13 protein-coding genes are annotated in these 14769 nt (G+C 73.9%); 9 read left to right on the top strand and 4 right to left on the bottom strand.

The annotated features are described in order from the left end of the window. Positions 1-106 precede the first annotated feature (106 nt). Entirely contained in the window at positions 107-1297 is a 1191-nt protein-coding gene (locus EDD40_RS23565; protein WP_246037783.1) for an AI-2E family transporter, read from the top strand. Positions 1298-1307: 10 nt separating this feature from the next. Here the strand turns inward: EDD40_RS23565 and EDD40_RS23560 are convergent, their stop codons facing one another. Continuing rightward, positions 1308-2504, bottom strand: a complete 1197-nt coding sequence (locus tag EDD40_RS23560; protein WP_123748231.1) for a GGDEF domain-containing protein — start codon at positions 2502-2504, stop codon at positions 1308-1310. 223 nt (positions 2505-2727) lie between these two features. Here EDD40_RS23560 and macS point away from each other — a divergent pair, with 223 nt between their 5' ends. From macS to EDD40_RS23530, 6 genes are read left to right on the top strand one after another with little or no spacing between them, the layout of a single operon-like run. Next, complete coding sequence (gene macS / locus EDD40_RS23555; protein ID WP_123744859.1) at positions 2728-3834, top strand: MacS family sensor histidine kinase; 1107 nt, start codon at positions 2728-2730, stop codon at positions 3832-3834. Further along, positions 3831-4481 carry a response regulator gene (locus EDD40_RS23550; RefSeq protein ID WP_123744858.1) on the top strand — a complete coding sequence of 217 codons (651 nt, stop codon included), beginning with the start codon at positions 3831-3833 and terminating at the stop codon, positions 4479-4481. Before macS ends, EDD40_RS23550 begins: the two co-directional genes overlap by 4 nt. Positions 4482-4484: 3 nt before the next feature. Further along, positions 4485-5054 (top strand): DUF1707 SHOCT-like domain-containing protein, encoded by a 570-nt coding sequence (locus EDD40_RS23545; RefSeq protein WP_123744857.1) that lies wholly within the window; start codon positions 4485-4487, stop codon positions 5052-5054. Between the two features lie 43 nt (positions 5055-5097). After that, positions 5098-6561, top strand: coding sequence for an SDR family oxidoreductase (locus EDD40_RS23540; RefSeq protein WP_123744856.1), 1464 nt, complete (start codon positions 5098-5100; stop codon positions 6559-6561). 36 nt (positions 6562-6597) lie between these two features. Further along, the gene (tdh, locus tag EDD40_RS23535; RefSeq protein WP_123744855.1) at positions 6598-7632 is read left to right on the top strand and encodes an L-threonine 3-dehydrogenase; all 1035 of its coding nucleotides are present in this window, start codon (positions 6598-6600) and stop codon (positions 7630-7632) included. Next, complete coding sequence (locus EDD40_RS23530; protein ID WP_123744854.1) at positions 7632-8810, top strand: glycine C-acetyltransferase; 1179 nt, start codon at positions 7632-7634, stop codon at positions 8808-8810. The genes tdh and EDD40_RS23530 overlap by 1 nt, the downstream gene beginning before the upstream one ends. A 1-nt stretch (position 8811) precedes the next feature. On the opposite strand, the gene EDD40_RS23525 is transcribed toward EDD40_RS23530, so the two are convergent. Continuing rightward, on the bottom strand, positions 8812-8997 hold the full coding sequence (locus EDD40_RS23525; RefSeq protein WP_123744853.1) for a hypothetical protein: 186 nt from the start codon (positions 8995-8997) through the stop codon (positions 8812-8814). Positions 8998-9051: 54 nt separating this feature from the next. On the opposite strand from EDD40_RS23525, the gene EDD40_RS23520 reads away from it, so the two are divergent. Further along, positions 9052-9948, top strand: a complete 897-nt coding sequence (locus EDD40_RS23520) for a LysR family transcriptional regulator (RefSeq protein ID WP_123744852.1) — start codon at positions 9052-9054, stop codon at positions 9946-9948. 25 nt (positions 9949-9973) lie between these two features. On the opposite strand, the gene ptsP is transcribed toward EDD40_RS23520, so the two are convergent. Further along, positions 9974-11605, bottom strand: coding sequence for a phosphoenolpyruvate--protein phosphotransferase (gene ptsP, locus EDD40_RS23515; protein ID WP_123744851.1), 1632 nt, complete (start codon positions 11603-11605; stop codon positions 9974-9976). Positions 11606-11697: 92 nt separating this feature from the next. Further along, positions 11698-12561 carry a ribokinase gene (locus tag EDD40_RS23510; protein ID WP_246037782.1) on the bottom strand — a complete coding sequence of 288 codons (864 nt, stop codon included), beginning with the start codon at positions 12559-12561 and terminating at the stop codon, positions 11698-11700. Positions 12562-12657: 96 nt separating this feature from the next. Here EDD40_RS23510 and EDD40_RS23505 point away from each other — a divergent pair, with 96 nt between their 5' ends. Further along, positions 12658-14715, top strand: coding sequence for a DUF2339 domain-containing protein (locus EDD40_RS23505; RefSeq protein WP_123744850.1), 2058 nt, complete (start codon positions 12658-12660; stop codon positions 14713-14715). The last annotated feature ends 54 nt before the right edge of the window (positions 14716-14769 follow it).

The following is a 14769-nucleotide window of genomic DNA, read 5'->3' as shown; positions in this document are numbered from 1 at the left end:
GCCGGTTCCGCCAGGGTTTGCCGCAATCCGAAACGTGGGGTTCGACATGCCGGCGGGGTGCGCGACCGGCGCACCCGGGGTGGTGGGGCGGACTACCGTGATCGGCGTGACGCGGAGTGATGAGATCAGCGAGAGGGTGCCGCGGCTGTTGCGCGTCTCGGCCGCCCTGAGTTGGCGGTTCGTGGCCGTGGTCGCGGCGCTCTACGTGGTGTTCCACGTGGTCGGGTTCATGGCCACGATCGTCATCCCGACCGGGGTGGCGCTGCTGCTGGCCGCGCTGCTGTCGCCCGCGGTGTCGCAGCTGAACCGGGCGGGCATCCCGCGCGGCCTGGCCACGGGCGTGGTGCTCGTCGGCGGCATCGCGGTGGTCGGCGGCGTGCTCACGTTCGTGATCACCGAGTTCTCCAAGGGCCTGCCGCAGTTGCAGGAGCAGGTCAGCGCGAGCCTGGACACGATCCGCGGCTGGCTCAAGGACGGTCCGCTGCACCTGAGCGACGTCCAGCTCCAGCAGTACCTGGACCGGGTGGTGGAGACGGTCAAGGAGAACCAGACCGAGATCACCTCCGGGGCGCTGACCACGGCGGCCACCGTGGGCGAGCTGCTGACCGGGTTGATCCTCGCCCTGTTCACGCTGATCTTCTTCCTGCACGACGGCGACGGCATCTGGCGGTTCCTGGTCCGGATCGTGCCGCGCGACGTGCGCGGCCGGGCCGACGTGGCGGGGCGGCGCGGGTTCGCCTCGCTCGTGTCGTACGTGCGGGCGACCGCGCTGGTGGCGGTCGTGGACGCGGTCGGCGTCGGCGTCGGGCTGTGGATCGTGGACGTGCCGCTGGTGGTGCCGCTGTCGGCGCTGGTGTTCCTCGGCGCGTTCATCCCGATCGTGGGCGCGGTGATCACCGGCGCGGTGGCGGTGCTGGTGGCGCTGGTGGCCAACGGGCCGATCGAGGCGCTGATCATCCTGGCCGTGCTCATCGGCGTGATGCAGCTGGAGAGCCACGTGCTGCAGCCGCTGCTGCTGGGGCGCGCGGTGAAGCTGCACCCGCTGGCCGTGGTGCTGGCGATCACCACCGGTCTCGTCGTGGGCGGCATCGCGGGCGCGCTGCTGTCGGTGCCGCTGCTGGCGGTGCTGAACTCGGGGATCAGGTCGTTGCTGTCGGAGTCGGACCGGGACGTGGAGCCGCGCCAGGTCGACGTGCTGGAGCCGCAGGAGAGCGGGCCGATCGACACCGGTGGGGACCGGGTCGAGGACATCGACGACCGCGAGCGACCGGACGCCGGGCACAGCGGGCGGCAGTAGGGCTCGCGGGTCAGGCCATCTCGACCAGGTTGCGGCCGTAGCCCTTGGCCGCGAGCAGCGCGGCGTCGGCGGCCACCAGCAGGTCGGGCAGCTCGTAGCCGAACCGCTGGGTGGTCGCCACGCCGATGCTCACGGTCAGGCCGGTGAGCAGGTGCTCCCGGCCGTCCGTGCCGACGGTGGGCACGGCGAGGTCGGCGACGGCGTGCCGCACGCGCTGGGCCACGGACCGGGCGATGGCGGGCTCCGCGTCCGGCAGGAGCACGACGAACTCCTCGCCGCCGAAGCGGCCGACCAGGTCGCCGCTGCGGACGGTGCCGGTGAGCAGCAGGGCGACCGCGCTGAGCGCCGAGTCGCCCGCCAGGTGGCCGACCTCGTCGTTGACCCGCTTGAAGTGGTCGAGGTCGAGCAGCATCACGGCCATCGGCCGGTCGCGCGCCCGCGCCTTGGACAGCTCGTACCTGGCCCGGCTGTCCCAGTGCACGGCGTTGGCCAGGCCGGTCTTCGCGTCGCGCTGGGCGGAACGCCGCCAGTGCGGCAGCTGCGCCGCCCGTTCCAGCAGGGCCAGCGGCGGTCCGGCCATCAGCGCGTGCACCGGGGTGGTCGCGGCGACGAAGCCCATCAGGCCGCCGATGCTCACCGCGACGACGCCGAGCACCACGTCGATCGGCTCGCCGATGACCTCCTCGCCCTTGGCGCGCGGGCTGCGCAGCTTCAGGCCGAGCGCGATCACGCCGGCGCGCGCCACCAGCAGCACCGTCGCGCCGAACACCATGACGACCAGGTCGGTGCGCGGCTCGGCCCAGCCGATGGCGAAGCGGGTGGCGAACACGGCCAGCGCGGTCGCGGACAGGGTGAACACCCAGCGGTGCGGCTCGGGGCGCTGGGTCAGCACGCCGTGCAGCGCGGGGCCGAAGAGCAGCAGGACGAGCAGGTTGCACGGCAGGGCGACCAGGCCGGCGGTGAGGTAGCAGAGGTGGGCGGCCCACGGGTTGCGCGCGGCCTCGCCCACCCGGTGGGAGTAGATGGAGCTGCCGATGATCACCGCGCCCGCGGTGCCCGCGATGGCCGCGAACCGGCCGATCTCGCCGGGCGACGGCTGCGGCGACGTCACGATCGCGTAGACCACGACGGCCGGCCCGAGCAGGTCCACGAGCAGCCAGTAGGCCAGCGCGGAGCGCTTCAGCGTCCACAGTGGCCAGTGGCGCACGCTCGGCCCTCCCTCGCCGCAGCAGCCCACGGACGTGATCTTCACCCCCGGAGGTAATCAGACTCCGGAGATCACGCTCGGTGACTCCCGTCAGCCTTCCACAGGTGTCGTTATCGGAACAGACGGCCACCTGGGGGTTAGCTGCGCCACTCCGACACGGCAAGATTGGGGGTGAAGGGAGCACACCGTGCACACAAAGCCATCCGACCAGGGGACGGCGGCCATGGACGACCCGGTCGCGCACCTCTGGCGGGGAACGGTAGCGCTACGCGTAGTGACGTTCCTGTTCGCCTTGGGCAACGCGATCGTCCAGCGCGACGAGTACGAGCGACCGTGGCTCGCGTGGGCGACCATCGCGGCGATGGCCCTCTGGTCGGCGTTCACCATCCAGGCCTACAGCCGGCAGCACGGGCGGCGGCCGTGGATCGTGGCGGCGGACGTCGCGGTCACGTGCGGGCTGATGTCCCTGTCCCCGCTGATCATGACGGATGCCCAGTTCCTGTTCGACGTCCCGCTGATCACCACGATCTGGGCGGCCGGACCGCCGGTGGCGGCGGGCGCCCTCGGCGGGCAGGTCGCGGGCGCGGTGTCCGGGTTCGTGGTCGGGCTGAGCACCTACCTCAACCGCGGCGGGCTCACCGTCGACCTGGTGCGGGACGTCGTCCTGCTGGCGGGCGCCGGTTTCTTGGTCGGCATGGCGTCGACCACGGCGCGCCGCTCGGCGGTGCGGCTGGCGCAGGCGTTGCGGACCGAGGCGGCCACCGCGGAGCGCGAGCGGCTGGCGCGGTCCATCCACGACGGTGTGCTGCAGGTGCTGGCGCGCGTGCGCAAGCGCGGCACGGAGCTCGGCGGCGAGGCGGCGGAACTGGCGGAGCTGGCCGGTGAGCAGGAGGTCGCGCTGCGGTCCCTGGTGGCCGCCGCGCCCACGGAGTCCACGGTGGACGGTGACGCGGACCTGAGGCCGGCGTTGCAGCTGCTCGCCACGTCCCGGTTCCAGGTGTCCACCCCGGCCACGCAGGTGATGCTGCCGGCCGGCACGGCGTTCGAGCTGACCGCCGTGGTGCGGGAGGCCCTGTCCAACGTGGACAAGCACGCGGGGCCGGACGCGCGGGCGTGGGTGCTGCTGGAGGACCTCGGCGACGAGGTCGTGATCAGCGTGCGCGACGACGGCCCCGGCATCCCCGACGGCAGGCTCGCCTCCGCCGAGGCGGAGGGCCGGATGGGTGTCGCCCAGTCCATCCGGGGCCGGGTGGAGGCGCTGCGTGGGACCCTTGAGCTGCAGACGGGGCCGGGGGAGGGCGCCGAATGGGAGGTGCGGGTCTACCGATGAGCGTGTCCGTGATGGTGGTGGACGACCACCCGCTGTGGCGCGACGGCGTCGCGCGCGACCTGGCCGAGCGCGGGTTCGAGGTGGTGGCGACCGCGGGGGACGCCGCGTCGGCGGTGCGGATCGCGCGCGCCGTACGGCCCGACGTGGTGCTGATGGACCTCAACCTCGGCGAGACGACCGGGGTGGAGGCGACCACGCTGATCACCGGGTCGCTGGAGGGCACCCGGGTGCTGGTGCTGTCCGCGAGCGGCGAGCACAGCGACGTGCTGGAGGCGGTGAAGGCCGGCGCGTCCGGCTACCTGGTGAAGTCGGCCTCGGCCGAGGAGCTGGTGGAGGCGGTGAACCGGACCGCGGCCGGCGACGCGGTGTTCACCGCGGGGCTGGCGGGGCTGGTGCTCGGCGAGTACCGGCGGATGGCCGCCACGCCGGACGACGACAAGCCGCAGCTCACCGAGCGCGAGACCGAGGTGCTGCGACTGGTGGCGAAGGGGCTGACCGCGCGGCAGATCGCGAACCGGCTGGTCATCTCGCACCGCACGGTGGAGAACCACGTGCAGTCCACCCTGCGCAAGCTGCAACTGCACAACCGCGTCGAGCTGGCGCGGTACGCCATCGAGCACGGGCTCGACGTCGAGCCGGAGGGCTGAGCCATGACCGACCCCAAGGACTTCCGGGTGTCCGACGCCGAGCGCGAGCACGTCGTCGGCCTGCTGCAGAAGGCGATCGGCCGCGGCCTGATCACGCTCGACGAGTTCACCGAGCGCACCGACACCGCGCTGGCCGCCCGCACCCGCGGCGACCTGAACGCGGTGCTGCTGGACCTGCCGGGCATGGTGAACAACGAGCAGCTGCTCGCCGTGCCGCAGGACCAGCAGGAGCTCAAGGCCACCATGTCCGCGGTCAACCGCAAGGGCAGCTGGACGGTGCCCCGCCGGCTCGTCGTGCGCAGCCGGATGGGGTCGACGGACCTGGACTTCCGCGAGGCGTCCATCCCGCACGCGGTGGTGGACATCGAGCTGGACGTGACCGCCGGTTCGGTGAAGCTGGTGCTGCCGGAGGGCGCGACGGTCAACGCCGAGGGCGTCGAGCTGGCCGCGAGCAACCTCAAGGACAAGGTGGGCACCGGCGCGAACGGCCGGCCGCACTTCGTCGTGCACGGCCTCGTGCGCGCGGGCAACGTGGAGATCAAGAAGAAGGCGCGCTGGTTCCGGCACGCGTGACGCCCGTCGTGCGCGCCGGCCGCCGGGCGGCGAGGATCGTGACGTGCACTGCCTCGTCACCGGCGCGACCGGCTACCTCGGCGGACGGCTCGTGCCCCGGTTGCTCGCGGCGGGCCACCGGGTCACGTGCCTGGTCCGCGACCCGCGCAAGCTGCGGGACGTGCCGTGGGCCGGGCAGGTGGAGGTCGTGCGCGGCGACGTGCTCGACCGGGCGTCGCTGGACGCGGCGATGGTCGACGTCGACGTCGTGCACTACCTCGTGCACTCGTTGAGCGACCCGGACTTCGTCGACGCCGACCGCCGTGCCGCGGAGAACACCGCGCGCGCCGCCGCGGACGCGGGCGTGGGGCGGATCGTCTACCTGGGCGGACTGCACCCGCCGGGGGTGGCGCTGTCACCCCACCTCGCCTCGCGCAAGGAGGTCGGGGACGTGTTCCTGCGCGGCCCGGTGCCCGCGGTGGTGCTGCAGGCGGCGGTGGTCATCGGGTCCGGGTCGGCGAGCTTCGAGATGCTGCGCTACCTCGCCGAGCGGCTGCCGGTCATGGTCACGCCGCGCTGGGTGCGCAACCGGGTCCAGCCGATCGCGGTGCGGGACGTGCTGCGGTACCTGGTCGACGCGGTGGGGCTGCCGGCCGAGGTGAACCGGACGTTCGACATCGGCGGCCCGGACGTGCTGACCTACCTGGACATGATGCTGCGGTACGCGGAGGTGGCCGGGCTGCGCCGGCGGCGCGTGCTGCCGGTGCCGGTGCTCACCCCGCGCCTGTCCGCGCACTGGGTCAACCTGGTCACGCCCGTGCCGCGCTCGATCGCCGCGCCGTTGATCGAGTCCCTGGTGCACGAGGTGGTGTGCCGGGAGCACGACGTCGAGACCTGCCTGCCGGGGGAGAACACCGGCTACGACCAGGCGGTGGCGCTCGCGCTGACCAGGATCCGCGACGCGGACGTGGAGACGCGCTGGTCGGGCGCGTCGGTGCCGGGCGCGCCCGCCGACCCGCTGCCGACGGACCCCGACTGGTCCGGCGGCTCGTCCTACGTCGACGTGCGGGAACGCCGGACCGCCGCCTCGCCGGAACGGCTGTGGCAGGTCGTGGAGGGCATCGGCGGCGAGCACGGCTGGTACTCGTTCCCGTTGGCCTGGGCGGTGCGCGGCTGGCTGGACCGGCTGGTCGGCGGGGTCGGGCTGCGGCGCGGGCGGCGCGACCCCCGGCGGCTGCACGTCGGCGAGGCGCTGGACTTCTGGCGGGTGGAGGAGCTCGACCGGGGGCGGCTGCTGCGGTTGCGCGCGGAGATGCGGGTGCCGGGGCTGGCCTGGTTGGAGCTGCGGGTCGCGGCGGCGGAGGGCGGCGGGTCGACCTACCGGCAACGGGCGGTGTTCGTGCCGCGCGGGCTGGCCGGGCACGTCTACTGGTGGCTGGTGTGGCCGTTCCACGGGGTGGTGTTCGGCGGCATGGCCCGCAACATCGCCTGTGAAGCTGAACTTACGAGTGAATTCAGAAAGTCCTGATGGACTGCACAAGGCGGCGGGAGCACACTCGCCCGCATGAAGGCACTGGTCAAGACGACCGCCGGACCGGGGTTGTCGCTGACCGACGTCCCCGACCCCACTCCCGGCGCGGGTGACGTGGTGGTCCGGGTCCTGCGCACCGGCATCTGCGGCACGGACCTGCACATCGACTCGTGGGACGAGTGGGCCGCGCACAACATCCACGCGCCGCTCGTGCTCGGGCACGAGTTCGTCGGCGAGGTGGTGGAGACCGGCCCCTCGGTGACCGGGGTGGTGGTCGGCGACCTGGTCAGCGGCGAGGGCCACCTGGTCTGCGGCACGTGCCGCAACTGCAAGGCGGGCCGCCGGCACCTGTGCGCCAACACCCGCGGCCTCGGCGTGCACAGCGACGGCGCGTTCGCGCAGTACGTGGTGCTGCCCGAGCAGAACGCCTGGGTGCACCGCGCGCCCGTCGACCTGGACGTGGCGGCGATCTTCGACCCCTTCGGCAACGCCGTGCACACCGCGCTGTCGTTCCCGGTCATCGGCGAGGACGTGCTGATCACCGGCGCCGGCCCGATCGGGATCATGGCGGCGGCCGTGGCCAAGCACGCGGGCGCGCGCAACGTCGTCATCACCGACGTCAGCGAGCACCGGCTGGACCTGGCCCGCGCGGTCGGCGTCGACCTCGCCCTGAACGTCACCGGGCGCACGATCGCCGACGCGCAGGCCGAGCTGGGCATGTCCGAGGGCTTCGACGTCGGCATGGAGATGTCCGGCAAGCCGGTCGCGCTGCAGGAGATGATCGGCAACATGGCCCACGGCGGCCGGGTCGCCGTCCTGGGCCTGCCCGCCGAGGAGTTCGCGGTCGACTGGAGCAGCGTCGTGCTGAAGATGCTGCACATCAAGGGCATCTACGGCCGGGAGATGTTCGAGACCTGGTACTCGATGTCCGTGCTGCTGCAACGCGGCCTCGACCTGACGCCGGTGATCACGCACCGGTTCGACTACACGGCGTTCGACGAGGCGTTCGCGACGGCGCGCGAGGGCAAGTGCGGCAAGGTCATCCTCGACTGGACGGGAGCTCACTGATGTACGGCGCGATGCGCGAGGACCTGCGGACCGGGCTGGACGAGATCCGCGCGGCCGGGCTCTACAAGGCGGAGCGGGTGATCGGCACGCCGCAGAACGCCGCCGTCCGCGTCGGCTCCGGCGCCGAGGTGCTGAACTTCTGCGCCAACAACTACCTGGGCCTGGCCGACCACCCGAGACTGGTCGAGGCCGCGCACGAGGCGCTGGACCGGTGGGGCTTCGGCATGGCGTCGGTGCGGTTCATCTGCGGCACCCAGGAACCGCACAAGGAGCTGGAGCGCCGGCTCTCGGAGTTCCTCGGCACCGAGGACACGATCCTCTACAGCTCGTGCTTCGACGCCAACGGCGGCCTGTTCGAGACCCTGCTCGGCGCGGACGACGCGATCATCTCCGACGAGCTGAACCACGCGTCGATCATCGACGGCGTGCGGCTGTCGAAGGCCCGCAGGCACCGGTACAAGAACCGGGACATGGACGACCTGGAGCGGCGGCTCAAGGACTCCGCCGACGCCCGCTACCGGCTGGTCGCGACCGACGGCGTGTTCTCCATGGACGGCTACCTCGCGCCGCTGGACGACATCTGCGACCTCGCCGAGCGGTACGACGCGCTGGTGATGGTCGACGACTCGCACGCGGTCGGCTTCACCGGGCCCCGGGGCCGCGGCACGCCCGAGCTGTTCGGCGTGCAGGACCGGGTGGACATCGTCACCGGCACCCTCGGCAAGGCGTTGGGCGGCGCGTCCGGCGGCTACACCTCCGGGCGGGCGGAGATCGTGGAGATGCTGCGGCAGCGGTCGCGGCCGTACCTGTTCTCCAACTCGCTGGCGCCGTCGATCACCGCCGCCGCCATCGCCGCGCTGGACCTGCTCAGCTCCTCCGGCGAGCTGCTGACCAGGCTGCGCGAGAACACCGCGCTGTTCCGGTCGCGGATGACCGAGGCGGGCTTCGACCTGCTGCCCGGCGAGCACCCGATCATCCCGGTGATGATCGGCGACGCGGCCGAGGCGACCCGGATGGCCGACCTGCTGCTGGAGCAGGGCATCTACGTGATCGGCTTCTCCTACCCGGTCGTGCCGCACGGCAAGGCGCGCATCCGCACCCAGATGTCGGCGGCGCACTCGACCGACGACGTGAACCGGGCGGTGGACGCCTTCGTGGCGGCGCGGAGCCGGATGTGAGCTAGCGCTTGCCCCAGATGCCCAGGAACACGAGCAGGATCGCGGGCACGACGAGCGACAGCAGCACGACGGTGCCGTTCACCTCGAACCCGCCTGCCCGGACACTGGGCACGATGAAGCCGAACACGACCAGGACGAGCAGGCCGAGTCCCGCGACGACCAGGCTCGGCGTGCGGTTGGAGCGCATGCCACTTGGTACCGCACCCGCACCCGGTCCGCACCTCGTGACGGGCGGGACCGGGTGATCGACCCACGACGGCTGCGGGTGCTGCGCGCGCTCGCCGACCACGGCACCGTGACGGCGGCGGCGCGGGCCCTGCACCTCACGCCGTCCGCGGTGTCGCAGCAGCTGGCCGCGCTGGAGTCCGAGGTGGGGCACGAGCTGCTGCGGCGGCGTGGCCGGCGGGTGTCGCTGACCGCCGCCGGGGAGCTGCTGGTCCGGCACGCGAACGCGGTGGCCGCCGAGCTGGAGCGGGCGCAGGCCACGTTGGCGGCGTTCACCTCCGGCGCGACCGGGCGGGTCGAGGTCGGCAGCTTCGCCTCGGCGATCACGCAGGTCGTCGCGCCCGCGCTGGCCGCGCTGCGGGTGTCCGCGCCGGACGTGACGCTGCGGGTGCGCGACGTGGAGGGGCACGCCAGCGTGCCGCTGCTGCTCGACGGCGAGATCGACCTGGCGATCACCGAGGAGTACCGGCTGCGCACCGACGACCGGCGGCTGACCCGGTTCCCGCTCTACACCGAGCCGTTCGACGTGGTGCTGCCGCCGGCGCACCCGCTGGCCGGTCGGGCGGAGGTCGACCTGGCCGACCTCGCGGACGACGACTGGGTCGTGACGCTGCCCGGCAACCCGGTGCGCGACGTCGTGCAGCTGGCCTGCGAGCAGGCCGGTTTCGCGCCGCGGATCACGCACACGTCCGACGACTTCCGGGCCGTCGACGCGTTGGTGCGGGCGGGCGCGGGGGTGGCCCTGGTGCCGCGCAACGCGGTGCGCGGGGTGCCCGTGCGCGGCACGGCCCCGTTGCGGCGGGTGGTCGCGGCGGTGCGCCGGGGCAGCGAGGACCACCCGTTGATCGGGCTGGTGCGGGACGCCCTGCTGGCCGCCGTCGCCCAGCCGGCCACGACGTGCTCCGACTCGTAGGACCGGACCAGCGCGGGCGCGCTGCCTAGTGCGGGGCGCGGGCGGCGAGCTTCGCCGACACCGGGTCGGCCGCGGCCACCGCGCCGCGCGCCGCCAGCTGGCACAGGTCGAAGCTGGTCGAGGCGAGCTTCGCGCCGACACCCGCCAGCGCCGTGTGGTTCATCGACAGGCTCGTCACGCCCAGCCCGGTCAGCACGCACGCCAGCAGCGGGTCGGCGGCGGCCTCGCCGCAGACGCCCACCGGCTTGCCCGCGGCCGTGCCCGCGTCGCCGACCAGCTTGACCAACCGGAGCAGGGCGGGCTGCCACGGGTCGTTGAGCGCGGCCACCGCGCCGACCTGCCGGTCCGCCGCGAACACGTACTGGGCCAGGTCGTTGGTGCCGATGGAGGCGAAGTCGACCGCGGCCAGCACCTCGTGGGCGCTCAGGGCCGCCGCCGGGATCTCGATCATCACGCCGACGCGCCGGAGGCCGGCCGCGCGCGCCCGTTCGGCGAACCACGCGGCCTCGGCGGCGGTGGCGACCATCGGCGCCATCACCGACACCTCGGCGTCCGTGTCGGCGGCGGCCAGGGCGATCGCCTCCAGTTGGCGTTCCAGCACGTCGGGGCGGTCGAAGGCGACCCGCAGGCCGCGCACGCCCAGCGCCGGGTTCGGCTCCGGGTCGGGCGCCAGGAACGGCAGCGGCTTGTCCGCGCCCGCGTCCAGCGTGCGGACCACCACGGGCTTGCCCGCGAACGGCGCGAGCACCGCCGCGTACGCCTCGCGCTGCTCGGTCACGGAGGGCTCGGTGGAAGCTGACAGGAAGCAGAACTCGGTCCGGAACAGGCCGACGCCCTCCGCGCCGGCCGCCGCCGCCGCGACCGCGTCCGCCGGCGAGCCGACGTTGCCGAGCACCTTCACCCGGTACCCGTCGCGCAGCGCGCCGACCCCGTTCCACTCCGCCCGCCCGGCCACGTGGGCCGCGCGGACCGCGCCGTCGGACGCCTGCACCACGCCGGTGTCGCCGTCCACGAGCAGGGCGGGCGCGTCGAGGTCGAGCACGCCGCGGCACGCGACCACGGCCGGGATGCCGAGCGACCGGGCCAGGATCGCGGTGTGCGAGGTGGGTCCGCCCTCCTCGGTGACCAGTGCCAGCACCTTGGCCGGGTCGAGGTCGGCGGTGTCGGCGGGGGCCAGGTCGCGGGCCACCAGCACGGACGGCGAGGACAGCGACGGCACGCCGGGGGCGGCCACGCCGAGCAGCTCGGCGACCAGCCGGTCGCGGACGTCGCGGACGTCGCGGGCCCGTTCGGCCATGTACCCGCCCGCCGCTTCGAGCGCCGAGATGAACCCGCCGGCGGCCTGGTGCACGGCCCGCGCGGCGGGCAGGGCGTCGGAGACCACCGACTTCTCCGCCTGGGACAGCAGCGCGGGGTCGGCCGCCATCGCCGCCGTCGTCTCCAGCACGTCCTTGGCGTCACCGCTGGCCGCGGCGGCGCGTTCCCGCAGGCGGGCCGCGACGGCGTCCGCCGCCGGCCTGATCCGCGCCGCCTCGGCCGCCGGGTCCGTCGGCGCGGGCCCGGCGGGCGGTTCACCCAGGGGCTCGGCCACCCGGACCACCGGCCCCGAAGCCCGCCCGGAACTCACGCCGACACCGCTCAGCCGTACACTCGACATGGTCTAGACCATACCCTCAGGTCGACGGGACGTGAAGGACAAGCCAACGCCACCCGGCCCCGCCGCGCCACCCCGGCGGCCACCGCGAGGTTTCACCCGGTTCTCCGCACCTCGTCCAGGGTCGGGTAGGACGGTTGGGCGCCGGGTGAGGTCACCGACAGGGCGGCCACGCGGGCGGCGAAGCCGGCGGCTTCCGGCAGCGACGAGCCGGCCGACAGGGCGGACGCCAGCGCGCCCGCGAACGCGTCGCCGGCCCCCGTGGTGTCCACGACGGACACTTCGGGCGCGCCCACCTCGACCACGCCGGACGGCGTGACGACGGCCGCGCCGCGTGCGCCCAACGTGACCACGGCGGACTTGGGGCCCAGCGCCAGCAGCCCGTCGAACGACGCCGCCAGCGACGCGGCCTCGTGCTCGTTCACGATCAGCGGGTCCAGCAGGGCCAGCGTCCGCGCCGGCACCTCGACCACCGGCGACAGGTTCAGCACCGGCCGGACGCCGTGCGATGCCGCCACCCGCACCGCGTGCGCCACCGTCGGCACCGGGACCTCCAGCGAGCACACCAGCACCGACACGTCGTCCCAGCTCAGCGCGTCCACATCGGACACGCCCAGGTCGGAGTTCGCGCCGGGGGCGACGACGATCGAGTTCTCGCCGTCCGGCGTCACGGTGATGTAGGCCAAGCCCGTGGGCCGCGACGACCTGCGCACGAAACCGGTCCGCACCCCCGAGGACGACAGCGACTCCAGCAGCAGCTCCCCGTACTGGTCCCCGCCCACCGCGCCGACGAACGCCACCGGCGCGCCCAGCCGGGCGGCCGCCACGGCGGTGTTCGCGCCCTTGCCGCCGGGCAGGACGACGGTGTCGCCGCCGAGCACCGTCTCACCGCCGGCGGGTCGGCGTGGCACCGAGACGACGAGGTCCGCGTTGGCCGAACCGAGCACGAGAACAGTCACGGTGAGACTGTGCCAGGTCCCGGCGTGACCGGTTCGGTACCGGGTTGAGTAGTGGTACGGATTCCGGATACACCGATTTCGGGCGACCCTGGTCACATGACCGGTATCGGGCAGGACCCGCTGGTGAGGCTCGCGGACGAACTGGGGCACCTGGGCCGCCGCTTGGAGGCGGTGGGCCTGGAGCTGCACCGGGTCGGCAGCGCCCAGGCGGTGGCGACGCCGTCCGCGCCGCCCGCCACCGGGGCAGGGGTCGAACAGATCACCGGACCTCCCGCGGTCGGCACACCCGCGCCCGCGGGCGATCAGGCCGTGCGGCAGACCGAGGCTCCCCAGCCCGCTGTCACCCAGCCCGCCGCTGCTCAACCCGCCGCTGCTCAACCCGCTGTCACCCAGCCCGTCGCCGCGGCTGCCCAGAGCGCGCCGGCCCCGGCCCAGCCGGTCGCGCCGGCCCAGCGGGCAGCGCCCCGGCCGGCCTACCCGAACGGCCCGGCGGCCTACCCCGCGCCGCACCCCGCCTACGCGCCACCGCAGAACCCGGCGCAGAACCCGGCGCAGGGCGGTCCGGGCTGGGGCCGACCCGCACCGCACTGGTCGCCCGCCCCTCCGCCGCCACCCGGGCCCACCCTGTTCGACCGGCTCGGCAAGGACGGCGCGGGCAGCAAGCTCCTCGCCTGGGTCGGCGGCGCGGTCACGTTGCTCGGTGTCGTCCTCCTCCTGGTCCTGGCCGTGCAACGCGGCTACCTCGGCCCGCTGCCCCGCGTGCTCGGCGGCGCCGCGCTCGGCGGGGCGCTGGTCGGCCTCGGCCTGTGGCTGCACCGCACCCCGGCCGGCCGCACGGGCGCGTTCGCCCTCGCCGCCACCGGCATCGCCGTGCTCTACCTGGACGTCATCGCCGCCACCTCGATCTACTCCTACCTGCCCGAAGGCGGCGGACTGGCCGCGGGCCTGCTCGTCGCGGGCGGCGGGCTGCTGCTCGCGCTGCGCTGGGACTCGGCCGCCCTCGCCATCGGCGTGGTCGCGGCCTGCGCCCTGTGCGCCCCCGTCCTCACCGAGGGGTTCACGCCGCTGCTCGTGGCGTTCCTGCTGGTCCTGAAGATCGCGGCCAGTCCGGTGCACCTCAAGCGCGACTGGCCGTGGCTCGCGGTCACCGCGGGCGTGCCGCCGCTGCTCGCGTCGGTCCTGGTGATCGGCCGCGCGGACGAGCCCACCCTGGCCGGGATCTCGTTGCTGGCCGCCGTGATCGGCGTGGCCGCCGCCGTGCTCACGGTCAAGGTCCGGCCCGGCGACGTCACCGCGCTCGCCCTCGCCGTCGGCTCGCCGATGCCGGCGCTGCTCACCACCGCCGTCCTCGACCGCACCCTCGGCGCGGGTGTCGCCGGCGCGGTCGCGGTGCTGATGCTCGCGCTGTGGGCGGCCGGTCGGCGCTCGTTGCCGAAGAACTTCACCGCGGCGGTCGGCGCGGTCGGCGTGTTCGCGTTGTTCCAGACCACGGCGATCGCCCTGGACGGCGGCACGCGGGCCGCCGTGGTGCTGGCCGAGGCGCTGGCGCTGGCGTTCCTGGCCAAGGTCCTCTCCTCACGCGGTCCGCTGCTCGGGTCGCTCGTGTTCGGCGCCACCGGCTTCCTGCTCACGGTCGCGCACGCCGTGCCGCCGCGGCTGCTGCTCGACGAGCCGTGGCGCGCGGACACCCCGGGCTTCCTGGTGTCCGGCATGCTGACCGCGCTGGTCCTCGGCGTGCTCGTGGTCGTGCTGTCGTGGGTCGCGTCGGGCCTGGATGTCGTGGGCGGGCACCCGTTCCCGTGGGTCGTCGCGGGTGTCGTGCTGCTGTACGCGGCAGCCGGTGTCGTGCTGTGCGGCGCGCTGCTGGTGTCGCAGGACGTGACCGGATTCCTCTTCGGTCACTCGATCGTGACGGTGTCGTGGACGGTCGCCGCGCTGGTGCTGCTGGTGCGCGGCATCGACCGGAAGTCCCTGCGGGTGGCCGGATTGGTGCTGGTCGGCGCGGCGGTGGCGAAGCTGGTGCTGTTCGACATGGCCGCGTTGGACGGCATCGCGCGGGTGCTCGCGTTCATCGGCGCGGGCCTCGTCCTCCTGACGGCGGGCACGCGTTACGCCAAGCTGGTGGCAACTCGGAGAATTTCGGCTGATTCGTAGCTCTCGGGATCCAAAACCGCCCGGACTGCGTCAACCTGGTGTAGAGGTCTACGT

Origin of the sequence: Saccharothrix texasensis (assembly GCF_003752005.1) — a bacterium.
Taxonomy (GTDB): Bacteria; Actinomycetota; Actinomycetes; order Mycobacteriales; family Pseudonocardiaceae; genus Actinosynnema; species Actinosynnema texasense.
This window is presented reverse-complemented; position numbering and strand designations above follow the sequence as displayed.

Coding starts and splice junctions, on each gene's coding strand:
- macS (WP_123744859.1), top strand. CDS start 2,728: ATGGACGACCCGGTCGCGCACCTCTGGCGGGGAACGGTAGCGCTACGC.
- EDD40_RS23505 (WP_123744850.1), top strand. CDS start 12,658: ATGACCGGTATCGGGCAGGACCCGCTGGTGAGGCTCGCGGACGAACTG.
- tdh (WP_123744855.1), top strand. CDS start 6,598: ATGAAGGCACTGGTCAAGACGACCGCCGGACCGGGGTTGTCGCTGACC.
- EDD40_RS23525 (WP_123744853.1), bottom strand. CDS start 8,997: ATGCGCTCCAACCGCACGCCGAGCCTGGTCGTCGCGGGACTCGGCCTG.
- EDD40_RS23550 (WP_123744858.1), top strand. CDS start 3,831: ATGAGCGTGTCCGTGATGGTGGTGGACGACCACCCGCTGTGGCGCGAC.
- EDD40_RS23530 (WP_123744854.1), top strand. CDS start 7,632: ATGTACGGCGCGATGCGCGAGGACCTGCGGACCGGGCTGGACGAGATC.
- EDD40_RS23545 (WP_123744857.1), top strand. CDS start 4,485: ATGACCGACCCCAAGGACTTCCGGGTGTCCGACGCCGAGCGCGAGCAC.
- ptsP (WP_123744851.1), bottom strand. CDS start 11,605: ATGTCGAGTGTACGGCTGAGCGGTGTCGGCGTGAGTTCCGGGCGGGCT.